Origin of the sequence: Westiellopsis prolifica IICB1, assembly GCF_004323185.1 — a bacterium.
Lineage (GTDB): Bacteria > Cyanobacteriota > Cyanobacteriia > Cyanobacteriales > Nostocaceae > Pelatocladus > Pelatocladus prolificus_A.
In genome coordinates, this window is the sequence record NZ_NAPS01000002.1 from 2,100,810 (window position 1) to 2,117,612 (window position 16,803).

At 40.6% G+C, this 16,803-nt stretch carries 13 protein-coding genes, 1 tRNA gene and 1 pseudogene; 14 read left to right on the plus strand and 1 reads right to left on the minus strand.

Features of this window, described 5'->3' with window-relative positions; all coding sequences use genetic code 11:
- Positions 1 to 8 precede the first annotated feature (8 nt).
- Positions 9 to 821, plus strand: a complete 813-nt coding sequence (locus tag B4U84_RS23365) for an FAD binding domain-containing protein (RefSeq protein WP_131120724.1) — start codon at positions 9 to 11, stop codon at positions 819 to 821.
- Complete coding sequence (locus B4U84_RS23370) at positions 806 to 3,454, plus strand: molybdopterin-dependent oxidoreductase (RefSeq protein ID WP_131120725.1); 2,649 nt, start codon at positions 806 to 808, stop codon at positions 3,452 to 3,454. Before B4U84_RS23365 ends, B4U84_RS23370 begins: the two co-directional genes overlap by 16 nt.
- Here B4U84_RS23370 and B4U84_RS23375 read toward each other — a convergent pair.
- Complete coding sequence (locus B4U84_RS23375) at positions 3,451 to 3,879, minus strand: FKBP-type peptidyl-prolyl cis-trans isomerase (RefSeq protein ID WP_016861970.1); 429 nt, start codon at positions 3,877 to 3,879, stop codon at positions 3,451 to 3,453. The genes B4U84_RS23370 and B4U84_RS23375 overlap by 4 nt on opposite strands.
- 319 nt (positions 3,880 to 4,198) lie before the next feature.
- Here B4U84_RS23375 and B4U84_RS23380 point away from each other — a divergent pair.
- The 12 genes and pseudogenes from B4U84_RS23380 to B4U84_RS23435 all read left to right on the plus strand — a co-directional run bounded on the left by B4U84_RS23380 (position 4,199) and on the right by B4U84_RS23435 (position 16,796).
- A tRNA-Lys gene (locus B4U84_RS23380) sits at positions 4,199 to 4,270 on the plus strand.
- 204 nt (positions 4,271 to 4,474) lie between these two features.
- Positions 4,475 to 5,620 (plus strand): fatty acid desaturase, encoded by a 1,146-nt coding sequence (locus tag B4U84_RS23385; protein ID WP_017311569.1) that lies wholly within the window; start codon positions 4,475 to 4,477, stop codon positions 5,618 to 5,620.
- Between the two features lie 253 nt (positions 5,621 to 5,873).
- A complete protein-coding gene (locus B4U84_RS23390; RefSeq protein WP_131120726.1) occupies positions 5,874 to 7,568 on the plus strand; it encodes an ABC-F family ATP-binding cassette domain-containing protein in 1,695 nt (564 codons plus the stop codon).
- A 183-nt stretch (positions 7,569 to 7,751) separates the two neighbouring features.
- On the plus strand, positions 7,752 to 8,591 hold the full coding sequence (locus tag B4U84_RS23395) for a hypothetical protein (protein ID WP_131120727.1): 840 nt from the start codon (positions 7,752 to 7,754) through the stop codon (positions 8,589 to 8,591).
- A 173-nt stretch (positions 8,592 to 8,764) separates the two neighbouring features.
- On the plus strand, positions 8,765 to 8,965 hold the full coding sequence (locus B4U84_RS23400; RefSeq protein WP_017311571.1) for a hypothetical protein: 201 nt from the start codon (positions 8,765 to 8,767) through the stop codon (positions 8,963 to 8,965).
- A complete protein-coding gene (locus tag B4U84_RS23405) occupies positions 8,962 to 9,222 on the plus strand; it encodes a ParE family toxin-like protein (RefSeq protein ID WP_131120728.1) in 261 nt (86 codons plus the stop codon). The genes B4U84_RS23400 and B4U84_RS23405 overlap by 4 nt, the downstream gene beginning before the upstream one ends.
- A 384-nt stretch (positions 9,223 to 9,606) precedes the next feature.
- Positions 9,607 to 10,937: pseudogene (locus B4U84_RS23410) on the plus strand (IS701 family transposase).
- A gap of 257 nt (positions 10,938 to 11,194) precedes the next feature.
- Positions 11,195 to 12,793, plus strand: coding sequence for a 2,3-bisphosphoglycerate-independent phosphoglycerate mutase (gpmI, locus tag B4U84_RS23415; protein ID WP_131120729.1), 1,599 nt, complete (start codon positions 11,195 to 11,197; stop codon positions 12,791 to 12,793).
- A gap of 210 nt (positions 12,794 to 13,003) precedes the next feature.
- Positions 13,004 to 13,237: a preprotein translocase subunit SecG gene (secG, locus tag B4U84_RS23420; RefSeq protein WP_017311576.1), complete on the plus strand. Its 234-nt coding sequence runs from the start codon at positions 13,004 to 13,006 to the stop codon at positions 13,235 to 13,237.
- 106 nt (positions 13,238 to 13,343) lie between these two features.
- Positions 13,344 to 14,138: a matrixin family metalloprotease gene (locus B4U84_RS23425; RefSeq protein ID WP_131120730.1), complete on the plus strand. Its 795-nt coding sequence runs from the start codon at positions 13,344 to 13,346 to the stop codon at positions 14,136 to 14,138.
- A 160-nt stretch (positions 14,139 to 14,298) separates the two neighbouring features.
- A complete protein-coding gene (locus tag B4U84_RS23430) occupies positions 14,299 to 15,681 on the plus strand; it encodes a DICT sensory domain-containing protein (RefSeq protein WP_131120731.1) in 1,383 nt (460 codons plus the stop codon).
- A 476-nt stretch (positions 15,682 to 16,157) separates the two neighbouring features.
- Complete coding sequence (locus B4U84_RS23435; RefSeq protein ID WP_131120732.1) at positions 16,158 to 16,796, plus strand: pentapeptide repeat-containing protein; 639 nt, start codon at positions 16,158 to 16,160, stop codon at positions 16,794 to 16,796.
- Positions 16,797 to 16,803 lie beyond the last annotated feature (7 nt).

The following is a 16,803-nucleotide window of genomic DNA, read 5'->3' on the forward strand; positions in this document are numbered from 1 at the left end:
AATCAACAATGGATTTGCCAAATATTGAAACTTATTTATGTCCTCATGATGTCCAAGCTATCGATAATTGGAATCAAAATTGGGCTTGGTTAGCTGGAGGAACATGGTTATTTTCTGAACCACAACCACATTTGCGTGTTTTGGTAGATATGCAATCTTTGGATTGGTCAGAAATTATAGTAGAAAAAGATTATTTAGTGATTGGTGCGACTTGTCCACTCATAAAATTATTACAGTATCCTTGGCAATTAGAATGGATTGCTATTGAAGGATTAAAAAGTGCAGTTTCTGTCCTTGCTGCATCATTAAAAGTGATTAATGTGGCGACAGTGGGAGGTAATTTATGCCTAGCATTATCCGTGGGAACCCTCGCGCCAATTATGATCGCCTTAGATGCAAAATATGAAATTTTGAATTTACGAGGACAATCGCGTCTAATCGCCGCAGCAGATTTTCAAATTGGTTCTCGTCAGACAATTTTACAACCATCAGAAGTCTTAAGACGGGTTTTGATTCCTGTGGAAAATTTAAAATGGCGAGTTAATTATCAGCGTTTTGGAATTGCAGCAACAGATCCAGCTTTAGCAATAGTCGTGAGTGCTTGTAATCCTGATAATTCTCAATTAAGCTGTGTAATTGGTGCAAGTATTTCAGCACCGCGGCGCGTCGAATTTGATGATGATCTAAACTTAGATAAATTGCCTTCTCTACAAAATATCAACTTTATTGATAACTCCAAAGCAGGTGCAATCTATCGTCGGGAAATCACACAAATTTTAATCAAGCGATCGCTCCAGCAATTAACATGCACCAACCATTAAAATTCCAAATTAACAACCAAACTTTTACAGTAACTTCTCATCCCGGAACGACTCTTTTAACTCTACTCAGACAACTTGGTTGGTTTGGTGTTCATCGAGTTTGTGATAGTGGTGATTGTGGTGCTTGCACAGTTTGGGTAAATGATACACCAATTCATAGTTGCATTTACCCAGCAATACGAATAGCCAATCAATCAGTCACCACCATTGAAGGTTTATCAATAAATGGCGAATTCGCACCAATACAACAAGCATTTTTGCACAAACAAGGGTTTCAATGTGGTTTCTGTACTCCAGGTATGATTATGAGTGCAGCCAAGTTACCAGATTTTGCATCGCCAGAAGAATTACGTTTGGCGTTGAAAGGTAATCTTTGTCGTTGTACAGGGTATCAGGCGATTGTTGAAAGTATTAATCAATCTCGATCACAGATCAATACAGACACACACAAATGTCATGTGGTTGTAGATTCACCGAGTTTAATAGGAAAGAACATTCCTAAACAAGACGGTACAGCAATTGTCACCGGAAAAGCATCCTACACAGCAGATTTTGTACCACCTGGTTTACTCCACTTGAAAGTAGTGCGATCGCCTCATCCGCACGCGCGCATCCGCAAGATTCATACCGACACAGCTAAAGCACTCAAGGGTGTTGTTGCTGTCTTCACCTATGCAGATGTTCCCAGAATACCTTACACCACTGCTGGACACGCCGAACCAGTCCCCGATCCTCTAGATCATTATTTGTTAGATCAGAAAGTGCGATTTGTAGGCGATCGCGTTGCTGTTGTGATTGCTGAGTCAGTAGTTATTGCTGAGAGAGCTTGTGATTTGATCGAAGTCGATTACGAAGTTTTACCCCACGTCATCGACCCGATTTCAGCCATGAATGATGGTGTTGTCATTCATGATGAACCAGAATCCTTACAAATTCCTGATCGCGATCGTAACATTGCTGGACAAATATTTCTCGAATCTGGTGAACTAGAAAAAGGTTTTGCCGAAGCAGATTTTATATTAGAAAATACCTATGATTTGCCTGCTTTACAACATGTGCATTTAGAACCCCACGTCACGATTTCTTGGTTAGAAACAGATGGAACATTAGTTGTTCGTTCTAGTACTCAAGTACCGTTTCATTGCCAACGTTTACTTGCTCAAATTTTCAATATTCCTCAAGATAAAATCCGTGTTTATAAAGCTCAAATTGGTGGTGGATTTGGTAATAAACAAGAGATTTTATCTGAAGATTTGTGTGTTTTTGGTACTCTGATGACGGGCAAACCTGTACAATGGGAATTTACCAGAAAAGAAGAATTTACTGCTACAAATAGTCGCCATGCAATGAAAATTCGCCTGAAAAGCGGAGTTAAAAAAGATGGAACATTTGTAGCGCAAGATATGGAAGTAATTGCCAACACTGGTGCTTATGGCAATCATGGACAAACAGTGGTATTTTTAGCAGGTTATATTCCTTTGAGTTTGTATCGTTGTCCAAATAAAAGATTTAGAGGATTTGCTGTTTATACAAATACCATGCCAGCGGGTGCATTTCGTGGTTATGGCGCAACTCAAGGCACTTTTGCAATGGAAACTCAAGTTGATGAAATCGCCCATCAACTCAACATTGATCCTGTAGAATTACGACACAAAAATATTATTCGTCCAGGTGATGTGATCAATTTAGGTCGGTCATCAGCAGACCATTTTAATTTAATTGGTAGCTATGGTGTGGATGAATGTTTTGCCAAAGTTGTGCAGTCTCTTGGCTATCTTTCTGGTACACCACCAATCATAAATGATTCTCGGCGGCGTGGGGTGGGATTTGCTGTTTCAATGCAAGGTAGTGGTTTATCCAAAATCCACCTTGCTAGTGTCAAGTTATCGCTTTTAGCTGATGGAAAGTATGAGTTAAGAACTGGTGCTGTGGATGTGGGAACTGGTTCCGATACGACGCTGCGCCAAATTGCGGCGGAAGTTTTGGATGTAGATATAAGTGAAATTAATCTTATTTCTGGAGATACAAAAGAAACGCCTTTTGATGCGGGTTCTTATGCATCGGCGACATTGTATATTTCTGGACAAGCTGTCAAGTTAGCGGCCGAGAAGTTAAAGAACAAACTACAAACACACCAGGAAAACGAAGAAAATATGAGTGTTGATGTAGCTTATGCGGCGGATGAATCAACTTTAACTTTTGCTGTGCAGGGTGTAGAAGTGGAAGTTGATATGGAGACGGGGAAAATTGAGGTTTTGAGGTGTGTACAGGCGATTGATTTGGGTAAAGCCATTAATCCCAGGATTTGTGAGGGCCAAGCGACAGGTGGGATTGCGATGGGAATCGGTTATGCGTTGATGGAAGAATTGCTGTTTGATGAAAAAGGTAGAATTGTGAATCCAACGCTACGAGATTATCGCATTCCCACAGCTGCTGATGTGCCACCGATGGAAATATTTCTGATTGAAAAAGCCGATCCCTACGGGCCTTTTGGTGCAAAGGGCGTGGGAGAAATTACTACCAATTGTACAGCAGCAGCGATCGCTAATGCTGTTGCTCATGCTACAGGTGTCAGGTTACGTCAATTACCAATGCTACCCGAACGAGTTTGGCAAGTGATCGCTTTTCATTAGCCAATTTGGACTAACTGAATATCAAATATCAGTTCTTGTCCTGCTAAGGGATGGTTAGCATCGAGAGTGATTTGCGAGTCTGAAACTTCTGTAACCACAACTGGAATTGCTTGACCATTACTCTGAGAAATTTGTAGCATTTGACCCACCTCTACAGATACATCTGTAGGAATGCGTTCTTTCTCTACTACCATCACCAATTCTGGACGGTAAGGGCCATATGCTTCATCTGCTGGAATATTTGTCCTCTTGGATTCTCCTGGAGTCATACCAACTACAGCCTGTTCAAAGCCGGGAATCACTAACCCTTCACCAATAGAAAACTGCAATGGATCTCGTTCAGCAGAAGAATCGAATACTGTGCCATCATCTAGCTTACCTGTATAGTGAACTTTCACAGTATCACCTAGTTTGGCTTGTCCCATTTTCTTCTCCTTCAAATTTGAGTTCACTACGCCTTCCCACCCTAGTACTTCTACGAGCAAATGTATTCCGATTTTGTTATTTATTAAGATTTTGATTGACTTTGCAAATTTAGGTCAATGGTCAATGGTCATTGGGCAACAAGTCAAAAATTCTTAATTTTGAATTGATATGTCCCCCTTCCGAATCCCCAATCTCTATTGTCTCGGTGAATATTGATGTATGAGGGGACGCAATCTGTTTAAATCTGCTGCGATCGCAGTGGTGAATTTTTCTTGCTAGCAACAAGTAAAGTTTGTTATAATTATAAATTAGTAATTTGGGTGACTAGCTCAACGGTAGAGCAGTGGACTCTTAATCCATTGGTTGCGGGTTCAAATCCCTCGTCACCCACTGATTTTAATTAGTGGCATACTCAATAATCGCTCTTATTTGCCTAGAGCTTCCCTACTAAAATCCTACGATCGACTCCAGCAGGTATAAAAGGTCAATGCGCTTCGTGCAGGGTTTAAGGGTGTAGGCATATAAAATGTGCATTTTAGAAGTACAGTGAAATAGCCCCACCCCAGATAGTCATCTAGGAGAAAGTTTTATTGAATGGAAACCACAGTTAAAAAGTCGGATTTTGTTCTGGCTCCTTACATGAAGAGTAACGACTTGCGGGCAACTTATCAAATCCTTAATACGGTTGTTCCTTATGTTCTGTTGTGGTTTTTAGCAGTGAAAGCAGCTTCTATTTCTTTTTGGTTGCTTCCGCCGATTATAGTTTTGATGACGCTGTTTTCAGCGCGTTGTTTTTCTTTAATGCATGATTGCGGACACTATTCACTCTTTCGTTCAAAAAGGGTTAATCGGATTATCGGTTTTATTCTGGGTGTGATCAACGCGATCCCCCAATATCCGTGGTCAAGAGGACATGCTTATCACCACAAAACCAATGGTGATTGGGAACGCTATCGCGGTCCTTCTGCATTAATCTCTACTGAGGAGTTTGCAAAACTCACTCCATCTGCCCAAAGGCGTTATGAACTACTGAGGCACCCATTGATGATCTTTCCGGGAGGTTTTTTCTACCTTGCGATTAAACCAAGACTCGCCCTGATTGCAGGAACCTATGGCTTTATCACTCATCTACTGACTTGCTTGAAGCAAGATCCGGGTATGAGTTTAGGGAAAATCATCTCCTGCCATAAGTCTAGGAATTGGTACACGGCGGCTGAGTTTTGGGATTTGCTGTTCAACAACATTTGCGTAGTCAGCAGCTGGATTTTTCTGGGCTATTTACTCGGATTTGGTTTCTTCCTGAGCGTTTACTCAATCACGCTAACTTGTTCTGCGGCAATCTTCATCTGTGTCTTCTTTGTGCAGCACAACTTTGATGGCTCTTACGCCCACAAAACCGAAGGCTGGGACTATCTGCTGGGAGCGATTGAGGGCAGTAGTTATCTAGAGTTACCCACAGTTTTAAAGTGGTTTTCCGCTGATATCGGCTACCATAACATCCATCATCTTTCTGAAAAAATCCCCAATTACCACCTCGAAGCTTGCCACAAAAAAAACATTCACCTGCTTACTCGTGTAAAAACGCTGCGAATGGCAGATATTCCTGATTGTTTCAAATTTATTCTCTGGGATTCTACCTCCAATCGCCTCCAGTCGATCGCGTCATTTCGTCAAGCTTCCCAATCCATAGACCTTGAGACCGAAATAATTCAAAATTCAAAACTTAACAAACAATTTTGAATTGATTAATCGGCGAATTTGTTTGTAGGGTGTCTAACGCCTCTGGAGACATCGACCTCTGCTTTGGTGGGGAAACTCCTCAGAGTAAGTCGAGTCGCGCCAAGAGGAAACCTAAAATCAACCAGCAAGGCTGCCAAATATTTTTATTTGTCTTCAAGGAATTTCTCGCGTCGAATTTGTAGTTAAATTTTGTTAAGATTGGACTCGATGTGAGTTAGCCTTCCCGGCTTGTTGCCTACCTTGGAGACACTCAATGCTGCGACTAGAACATATTAGTAAAATTTATCCGACGGGCGAAGTTCTCAAGGATATCAATTGGGAAGTTAAGATAGGCGATCGCGTTGGTTTAGTCGGTGTTAACGGCGCAGGTAAATCTACCCAACTCAAAATTATCACTGGTAAGATTGAGCCAACCTCTGGCGAAGTGATTCGTCCTGCTAGTTTACACATAGCCTACCTCAATCAAGAATTTGATGTAGACCCCAGCCGTACCATCAGAGAAGAATTGTGGACAGTCTTCAAGGAAGCAAATCAGGTACAGTTATCTTTGCTGGAAGTGCAGCACCAGATGGAGAGCGCCTCCCCAGAAGAACTGGATAAACTAATTAATAAGTTGGATAAGCTACAACGAAAATTTGAAGCCCTCGATGGTTATGGCTTAGAAGCACGCATCGGCAAGATATTACCAGAAATGGGCTTTGAACCAGAAGATGGCGATCGCCTCGTCAGCGCCTTTAGTGGCGGTTGGCAAATGCGGATCAGTTTGGGTAAAATCCTTCTGCAAGAGCCTGATTTATTGTTACTAGACGAGCCAACAAACCACCTAGATTTAGAAACAATTGAGTGGCTAGAAAATTACCTCAAAGGCTTAAATACGCCCATGGTCATAGTTTCCCATGACCGGGAATTTCTAGATCGTCTCTGCACTCAAATTGTAGAAACAGAACGTGGTGTTTCCACTACTTACCTTGGTAATTACTCAACGTTTTTACAACAAAAAGCTGAAAGCCAAACAGCACAAATTAATGCTTACGAACGTCAGCAAAAAGAATTAGAAAAACAACAAGCTTTTGTTGATAAATTTCGTGCTAGCGCTACCCGTAGCACCCAAGCCAAAAGCCGGGAAAAACAACTAGAAAAAATTGAGCGTATCGAAGCCCCAATAGCTGGAGTTAAAACACTACAATTTCATTTTCCTCCTGCACCCCGCAGTGGCAGAGAAGTAGTAGAAATTAAAAATTTAACTCATATCTACGATGACAAAATCTTGTTTTTAGGAGCAAATCTCCTGATTGAGAGAGGCGATCGCATTGCCTTTGTTGCTCCCAACGGTGCGGGTAAATCAACTTTACTACGCCTAATTATGGATATGGAACAACCCACAGAAGGCGTTGTGAAATTAGGTGAACATAATGTGATTCCAGGATATTTTGAACAAAATCAGGCAGAAGCTTTAGACTTAGAAAAAACAGTCATGGAAACTATTCATGACGAAGTACCTGACTGGAAAAACGAAGACGTTCGGACACTGCTAGGACGCTTTTTATTTAGTGGTGATACAGTCTTCAAAAAAGTTGCGGCTTTAAGTGGTGGAGAAAAAGCACGTTTAGCATTAGCAAAAATGCTATTATGTCCAGCCAATTTATTAATATTAGATGAGCCAACTAACCACTTAGATATTCCAGCCAAAGAAATGCTAGAAGAAGCATTACAAAACTACGATGGCACAGCGATTATTGTTTCCCACGACCGATATTTTATTTCTCAGGTAGCCAATAAAATTGTAGAAATTCGCGATGGGGAATTCCGAGTTTATTTAGGAGACTATCATTACTACCTAGAGAAAATTGCTGAAGAAAAAGAACAAGCCAGATTAGCTGCGATCGCTGCGGAAAAAGCAGCTAAAAAAGCAGCCAAAGCTGCTAAGGCTGGTGGAAAGAAGAAGTAGAAAGGAAATCAGTGTCTTGTTTATTAACCAACTTGTGTAGTTTGAGAAGCGATCGCACAAACTCTTACTGATACCAGAAAGAACTATGGTTATTGTTCAGGAGTGAAGCGATCGTCCACTCATAATAGGTTATTAGTCAAGCGGACTGAATCATAACCTTTCTGAATTTAAGGAGTAACTTTAGTGAGTCAGAATAACGACTATGAAACTGATAAAAAAGACCTTTTGGGCAAGGCATCAGTTCTTCTAGGGATTGTGGCTACTGCCCTCGGCATACTTATCTCACTCCGAACCCACATAATTTCAGAACAAACGCAAAATATTTTAGCTAAAATTAATGAACTTGAAGTGATTAATAAAGATCTTAATAATAAATTCAAAAAACTTGAAATTGTACAAAAATCACAAGAAATAGAAAAATCCAAGTCAAGAATTGAAAAAGAGTTTTTGGTGCTTAATGCCAAAGTTTTAGCCAACCGTATTGATGCCAAAAATGTAAGGATTATTTGGCCGGATCAAGAAATCCAAAATGACATGATGTCATTTGTACGCTTCTGGAGAGGAGCAAATAAGCTAATGTTAGGATCTAGTCAAAAGGGTTTATTTCTTCGTCAGGTAGTATGCCTTAGACTAATCAACTATGGAGGCACACCTGCTAGAAATGTTGTTGTAACAATCAGCAAAAAAAACTTTAATAACAGTGACACAGGAGATGTCTTAGAGCAGCCATATTATAAGATCAACACAAGCGGTTGGGCTGAGAAAAATATATCTATTCAAGATCTTATGGAAAAGGATTTTGAAGATAAATTAAAGACAGAAATATTGATTCCACTTGCTCATATTTCTAGAAGAGATGATGGATACTTTAGATACTTCGGTTCTATGGCTGTACCTGTTAAAGTAACTTGGTACGACAATCAAAATGTACCGGAAAAACCTTATTCCTTTCAAATAAATGTAAGCCAAGAGAGTATTTTAAAGAGTGACTTAGATTTTATACTTGGAACTAGTGAGTATTGAACCAAGTAAGTAGCTTTTAACCTGGCAACGTAGATTGGGTTGATTGCTATCGAAAATCTAATATACCTTCAGGTTGCTACATTGCATGATTTATGTCACACAACACTGGCTGAGTTTGGCTACTGAGGGTTATCATAAGAACGGTAAGCCATCTGTAAATTTCTTTCAAGCTTATGAGTAATTTGCAAGAAATCGAACATGCTATTAGTCAACTATCAGCGGAAGAGCTTGCCGATTTCCGAGTCTGGTTTGCTGAATTTGATGCAGAAGTATGGGATCGGCAGTTTGAGGAAGATGTTGCAGCAGGTCGTCTCGATAATTTGGCTCAACGCGCATTGCAACATTTGCGTGAAGGACGTTGTACTGATCTGTGAGATATCGTGCAACTCCTGATTTTTGGTATCACTATCGACAGTTACCAGATGAGATTCAAGATCTGGCTGATCGCTGCTATGAATTGCTTAAACAAGATCCTCGGTATCCATCACTACACTTCAAAAAAGTCGGCTCTTTTTGGTCAGTGCGAATCGGAATCCACTACCGCGCCCTAGCAGTAGAAGAAAATGATGATATTGTCTGGTTCTGGATCGGAACTCATGCAGAGTATGATCAGTTATTGCGAGGTAGTTAACGCCAGCTAACAAGTCGTTGGAGCCGACCGCCGAGAGGTTATTTGTAGGAATCAGAGTTATCTGCGGCGGCTCAACCGGAACGTTAACCGTTAATAAGACCCACATTCCGCACTTCAAAATGCAATATATTGATGTTTTAAATAATACTAATGATGCTAGTGAGATTAGTCAGTATTAATACTGAAAATAATTGATAGGTGTGCGCTCGCTATTAAAGTTGAGCCTAGCCAAACTGTTAAAAGTATTTTTATTTGTAAAAAAGTGAGAAAATTAGGAGAAAGCTTTCAGAAATCAAATATGAGTCCTATATCCCTCTTCTGTCACTTTCCGGGTATTCTGAATAAAAGGACTAAAAGAAAAAACTCTGGAAACTAAGCAGGGCAATGGATGTAGAATTACAAATCCTGAAACATTTGGCAAGAGATGCCCACCCAACAGTTGCGCTCGTAGATGAATATTGTGCAGAGTACAAAGACCTGTTCAAAGAAGTAAGAAATTATGAATGTTTTAAATATTTACATTTAGGAATAATTTCTACAATCAAAAGAAAATCATTACCAGAGATAGCGAAAGTAGTAAGTATAAACTCAGCCCAATCATTACATCATTTTATAGCCAATTCAGACTGGTCAGTAAATAAGTTGAAGAGCCGAAGATTAAAGAAAATAAAAAGAGCATTAAATGATCGGGCAATTACGGTAGTAATAGATGAAACAGGAGACAGGAAAAAAGGTAAAAAGACAGATTATGTAGCTAGACAATATTTAGGAAGCGTAGGAAAAGTAGATAATGGGATAGTTTCAGTTAACGCCTATGGAGTTTATGCTAACATAACTTTTCCACTAATCTTCAAAATATTTAAACCAAAAGGAACACTTGCATGAGTCAGATAAATATAAAACGAAAATAGAGTTAGCATCAGAGATAATTACAGAATTAATGGAATTAGGGTTCAATATTGAATTAGTACTGGCTGATAGTTTATATGGTGAAAGTAGCCAATTTATTAGAAAACTAGCTGAATATAGCTTAGGTTACGTTGTATCAATTAGAAGTAATCATGGAGTCTGGTTACCTTCAGGTCAAAGCGTTAGGGCAAATAAGTGGTGTAAGTTTGAGAGAACATTTAGCAATTCCCTAATCAGAGACTAGATATATACGAGAAATAATTTATGGTAAAAAAAGAGCCATAACTTACTGGGAAATAACTACTGACCCAGAAACCATGCCGGAAAATTCTACCTCCTTCGTGATGACGAATCTGCAAGGTAATCTCAAGAAAACTTTAGGTGACTTATATGGATTAAGAACCTGGGTAGAATATGGATTTCGACAGTGTAAACAGGAGCTAGGCTGGACAGATTATCGTTTCACCAATTTCCAACATATTCAGAGGTGGTGGGAGATTATTTTTTGTGTTTACACGATGATTAGTTTAAATTCTTCAGTCTTCTTAAGCTTAAATCAATCTCGTAAACTTGAGACCGAGGCACAAGAAAATAGTGATGTTGATTTTTCTAATCATCCGCAATGGAACCATGAATCTGGATGGAAGAATGCTTTAAATAATCTGCGTCTCATTATCCAACCACTTTTACTATTTTGGTTAATTTATCCCTGGTTAAGTATTTTCCCTAATTCACATTTGTTACTAGGATTCAATCATTTAATAGCAGCAATGAATCAATTTAAACCCTATTATGCTTCTGGATAATTTCGTTCCTGAACTACTTGCTTATTCCGGAAAGTGACAGAAGAGGGATATTCGATCTCGATTGAATAGCAACTTCGTTTTCAATGCTCAAGAGTTGGTTATTACCACAAAAATAAGAAAAAATTACTAAAATTCTAATAAATATATAAAAAATGGGGTATCTCTTATAAAAGAAGTTAATAAGCACAAATCTACTTGCGACTGTAGTTAGCAGTGGTATCATTCGGGTATTACAAAAAGTAAAGGGCGATTTTATTATGACCAAAGCACCTGTTGCTCCCGTGGTGCTAGTCATTTTAGACGGATGGGGCTACTGTGAGGAGACAAAAGGAAATGCTATTGCCGCTGCTCAAACTCCGGTAATGGACAGCCTGTGGGCAGCATATCCGCATACCCTTATCCACACATCAGGAAAAGCCGTAGGCTTGCCAGAAGGTCAAATGGGCAATTCTGAAGTTGGTCATTTGAACATTGGCGCTGGTAGGGTTGTACCCCAAGAGTTGGTACGCATTTCTGATGCGGTAGAAGACGGTTCCATCCTCAAAAACTCAGCACTTGTCAGCATTTGTCAAGAAGTCCGCAGTCGCAATGCTAAATTGCACATGATCGGGCTTTGTTCTGAAGGTGGCGTACATTCACACATTAGTCATCTGTTTGGACTACTTGACTTAGCGAAAAGTCAGGAAATATCAGAGATTTGCATACATGCGATTACAGATGGCCGTGATACCGCCCCCACAGACGGTGTCAACTCAATCGCACTGATTCAAGACTACATCGACCGAATTGGAGTCGGACGCCTAGTCACCCTCAGTGGTCGCTATTATGCCATGGATCGCGATCGCCGTTGGGATCGGGTTCAACGTGCCTACAATGTGATCACACAAGATAGTTCTGGTAATGGACACTCTGCGGTGAAAGTTTTGCAAGCTTCCTATGCAGAGGGTGTAACAGATGAGTTTATAGCCCCAGTGAGAATAGCCCCTGGAGCTATAGAACCAGGAGATGGGGTCATATTTTTCAACTTCCGTCCAGATCGTGCCAGACAACTCACCCAAGCTTTCGTCAGTCCAGAATTTAACGGTTTTGAAAGAAAGCTAATTACGCCATTGTCCTTTGCTACCTTTACACAATACGACCCAGAATTGTCAGTAAAGGTTGCCTTTGAACCGCAAAATTTGAGTAATATTCTCGGAGAAGTTATTTCTCAGCACAATCTTAAGCAGTTTCGCACCGCCGAAACTGAAAAATATGCCCACGTTACCTACTTCTTCAATGGTGGACTAGAAGAACCTTTCCCAGGAGAAGACAGGGAACTGGTTAATAGCCCAATGGTTGCCACCTATGACAAAGCACCCAAGATGTCAGCCGCAGCAGTTACAGATGTGGCAGTCGCAGCAATTGAAAAGGGTATTTACTCGTTAATTGTAATTAATTATGCTAACCCAGACATGGTGGGACACACTGGTCAGATCCCAGCTACAGTAGAAGCCATTGAAGCTGTAGATCACTGTTTGGCTCGCCTATTGACAAGCATAAGCAAAGCTGGAGGTACAGCAATAATTACTGCTGATCACGGCAACGCCGAATATATGATAGATGAAAATGGCAATCCCTGGACAGCTCATACTACCAATCCAGTTCCTCTGATTCTATTGGAAGGAGAACAAGCGAAAATTTCTGGTCATGGCGGTAATGTGATCTTGCGTGAAGATGGTAAACTAGCGGACATTGCTCCCACGATTTTGCAAATTCTACAGCTGCCTCAACCAGCAGAAATGACTGGGCGATCACTAGTACAACCCACAGAGTACGATGTAGAACTTTCTCGTAAACCTGTGCCAGTGGGGCAGTAAAAAGTTGATAATAGTGAATTATGAATGAGAATTTCAGTACGTCAGTACACTGAAACTAGTGACGAGGATTGTCATTCGTTCTTTGTCATTTGTCATTGGTAAAAGTTTCAATGATGTTTATGTTTCGTAATATAATTCTGCTTATTTCCGCCGACCTACTTAACATAAGTTCATCATTCATAATTCAAAATTCACAAACACATTGTCACTATGACCATTTCTAACGTTGTACAAGGTATCTGGGTTTTTTCTGCTGTTGCTTTGACCGTCCTAGTATTGTTACATAGCCCCAAAGGTGATGGTATCGGAGCCATTGGTGGACAAGCCCAATTATTTAGCAGCACTAAAAGTGCAGAAAAAACATTAAACCAAGTTACATGGGCCTTGACAGTCATTTTCCTTGGATTATCTGTGGTTTTGAGTGCTGGTTGGCTCCCTAATTGACAATACAAGGGAGATAGGAAGATTCGGAGGACAAGGAGGACAAGGAAGCAGGGAGCAGGGAGCAGGGAGCAGTTAACTGATTATTCTCCCTTGCCCCCGATCCCCTATACCCAATCCCCCATACCCAACCCCCTATACCCTATACCCAATCCCCAATTCCCAATCCACCAACATCTCACAAAGTTTGATTTGGCAGCGTTTACTGGCATTTACTGGATTAGCTATTAGTACAGGACTGCTCGTGATCTTAACTAACGTGCAGTCTTTTGCCATTTCCCCCTCTACACCTCAACCCCATCCCCTACCGCCCACACTGGCGCAGTGGCAAGATCAGACAAATAGCGGTAACTATTTTTCTCAAGTTGTACCGACGCAAGTCGGTTATTTAGTTTGGTCACAGTTTCCCGTTAAGGTTTACATAGAAATACCGCAAGCAATAGACGCTAAACAAGCCCAAGCATGGATTAATGATGTCTTGCAGGCGGTACAAGAGTGGAATGTTTATCTACCTTTACAAGTAGTCGAAAATCAAAAATTAGCCGATATTACGATTATCAGGAAAAACCCACCACTACAAAAATTACCCAATAGCAAGATTCCCCGTGCGCGTTCCGCTCAAACTACTTACGAAGTCTATAGAAAACGAGATATTTTATACCACAATTTCACGATCCTGCTCAGTCCGAGTCAAACAGGTATATATCTTTTAGCAGCTGCTCGCCATGAACTAGGACATGCCTTGGGTATATGGGGACATAGTCAAACGCAAAGTGATGTATTATACTTTTCTCAAGTTCGTAACCCGCCGCCCATTTCTGCAAGAGATGTGAATACACTGAAGCGCGTTTATGAACAGCCTACAAGTTTAGGATGGGCTTTGTCCGATAAGTTTCATAATTGATAACAAAGAAGGCATTTTTGCCAAATTATATAATCTCAAACAATATTAGCACTCTCAGTAGATAGCATATTTTAGTCTCAGACAGTAAACTAAAGTGTCATAAGCCCTGATTTCACCCTCTGCCGTTCTGCATCCTTTGCGGTTCGTTTAATCAAACCTCATGTTACAAGGCTCCATACTCCAACAACTAGAAATAGCTCATCGCCATAGCAAAAGACCGATTAGATTCGGAGTGTACTATAAAAATACCCTAGTCGCTCTGTGTCATGCCCTGGAAGATCACATATTAAATGATGTCACCTCGCCCTTGGTAATTACCGCCTTTGAACAGGGGAAATGGTATCTTCAAGAAGCAGAAAGATATGCAGATATCGCAAAAAAATCCCGTCAAATAGCCATTATGGCCGCTCCAGATACTGGCTGGGCAGAACATCCTACAAGTCAATTACCTAATGTCAACTTAGTTGGTTTAGATCCAGCTGATCCAGTAGCCCAGGAATGGCACTTAATTATCCTATCACCAAGATACACAGCAATGGTAATTTGTCAAGAATTATCAGAGGCTGATTATGGTGCTTCTGGATTGCCTCCGTCAGATTTAGAGCGAAAATTTTACGGCTTGTGGACATTTGAACCAGAATTAGTCAAAGAAACAGCCACATTGGCGATCGCTCACATTCAACGCTACAATCCAGAATTGGCAGCAAAACTCACTACCGATCAACAAGCAATTCAGCCTAGCTTGGCTACACCAGAAGAATTGAATGCGGTAGTTTCCCGTGTAGTTGATTACCTCCAAACCGGACAAGAAAATATCTCTGTCCCCAGCAACATACGCCACCAAGCCCTGGATACTAACTTAGTTTCCAATGAAATCCAAGCATTTTTGCGGATGGCGCAAATTATAGATGCTGCTGATATTACCAATCCTATGGCAGCAGCAGAAGTTGTGACGCTAGTAGAAACAATGGGACAACTTTTAGATTTGCCCGCATGGCAGATCAAAAGATTGCGCCTAGCAGGATTGTTACACCGTTTAGATCCATTGCAAAGAGTAGAAAGCGTACTTACTCCCAGTACAACTACTTATTACCAAGAAGATGCACCTAGTTGTCCTTTAACTTGTTCTCTTGTACCAGGAGCGCAGGTACTGCGAACTATGCCACGACTACGAGCGGTAGCACAAATTATTACTCACCAAACCGAATATTGGGATGGAACTGGTGAACCAGCGGGATTGGCTGGTGATGAAATTCCTCTAGAATCGAGGATTCTAGCACTCATTGTTGAATTTCAATCCCTAGTACATCAAAAACAATCATCTCAATTGAGCCGTGAAGAAATCATTAATCAAGCTTTAGAAGAATGTAAACAACAATCGCGACGCTTTGATCCAAAACTGATAGATACCTTGACACTATTAGTGATGGGTTTACAACAAGGACTAGAATTACCCATAATTACACCCAAACTCAGTGTTGGTATGTGGTTATTGGATTATCGACTCGATAGTGAAACCAAGACTAGTACTCTGACAACCTAACTTTGAGGGGTAAAGGAATGAACCGCCAAGGCGCCTTAGACGCGCAAGCGGCTACTTTCACCAAGCCACTACCTACGGAAGCCGCAGAAGCGTCTACGTGTCTACCGTAAGGTAGTACACCAAGAGAAGAGGAAAAGAAGGTGAATCTAAAATTGGTTTACCTAGCAAAGTTGACTTGCCAGACTACTAGTATGGAAAGAAATCAAAATTTACGTATACAATAAGTGTTTTTTTGCTTAACCAGAACTTACGCAAAAATTATTTGAAAAACTCTTATTTCTTTGCGTACTTTTAGGTATTTGTGGTAACCTCCGGTAAGCCACTATGTGTCTACGTTTTTTCATAATTTTGCGTAAGTTCTACTGCTATTTTTTTGTCGTCTAGTGGTTGATTTTTTTTACTAACCACATAGACGCTTTAGCGACTTACCGTAAGGGTAGGACATAAAGATCACAAAGAGATTTTTTGTAGGTTTTATGAATATAGAAGCTATTAAATTAGGAAAAGTTAAGCACTTAGCAGGAGCTAATTTAGAAGATGAGGATTTATCAAATTTGGATTTAAACCGCATTAATTTTGCTGGTGCTACTCTTGTGGGTACAAATTTCACTGCTTCTAAACTTGAAGGTGGGCATTTGGAAGGTGCTAATTTGATGGGAGCAAACCTACAAGCAACTGATTTGCGGGCGAATTTGATGGGCGCGAATTTGATGCAAGCAGATTTGACAGGTGCTGACTTAAGGGGTAGCAATTTACGCGGTGCTAATTTAATCGGGGCGAGACTGAGTGAAGTGTCTTTTGCTGGTGCTTTCTTGAGTGGTGCAAATTTGATGAATGTCAACTTACAAGGAGTTGACTTCCGGGGTGCTGACTTGCGAGGAGCCAACCTGACAGGGGCGAATCTCAAAGGCGCAGACTTAAGCCGTGCAGATTTGCAAGGGGCGTTGTTGAGTGAAGCAAATTTAGAAGAAGCAGATATGAGAGAGGCTAATCTGTCAGGGGCAAATTTGACAAGTGCAAATTTACTGTGTGCAGAGTTAGAAGGAGCGAATTTAAATGGAGTAAATTTAGATCGGGCTTGTTTGGTAGGGACAATGGCTGAGTTTGCTTCGTAAACAAAAG

Coding starts and splice junctions, on each gene's coding strand:
- B4U84_RS23375 (WP_016861970.1), bottom strand. CDS start 3,879: ATGGGACAAGCCAAACTAGGTGATACTGTGAAAGTTCACTATACAGGT.
- B4U84_RS23400 (WP_017311571.1), top strand. CDS start 8,765: ATGAGTAATTTGCAAGAAATCGAACATGCTATTAGTCAACTATCAGCG.
- B4U84_RS23365 (WP_131120724.1), top strand. CDS start 9: ATGGATTTGCCAAATATTGAAACTTATTTATGTCCTCATGATGTCCAA.
- B4U84_RS23385 (WP_017311569.1), top strand. CDS start 4,475: ATGGAAACCACAGTTAAAAAGTCGGATTTTGTTCTGGCTCCTTACATG.
- B4U84_RS23435 (WP_131120732.1), top strand. CDS start 16,158: ATGAATATAGAAGCTATTAAATTAGGAAAAGTTAAGCACTTAGCAGGA.
- B4U84_RS23390 (WP_131120726.1), top strand. CDS start 5,874: ATGCTGCGACTAGAACATATTAGTAAAATTTATCCGACGGGCGAAGTT.
- secG (WP_017311576.1), top strand. CDS start 13,004: ATGACCATTTCTAACGTTGTACAAGGTATCTGGGTTTTTTCTGCTGTT.
- B4U84_RS23370 (WP_131120725.1), top strand. CDS start 806: ATGCACCAACCATTAAAATTCCAAATTAACAACCAAACTTTTACAGTA.
- gpmI (WP_131120729.1), top strand. CDS start 11,195: ATGACCAAAGCACCTGTTGCTCCCGTGGTGCTAGTCATTTTAGACGGA.
- B4U84_RS23430 (WP_131120731.1), top strand. CDS start 14,299: ATGTTACAAGGCTCCATACTCCAACAACTAGAAATAGCTCATCGCCAT.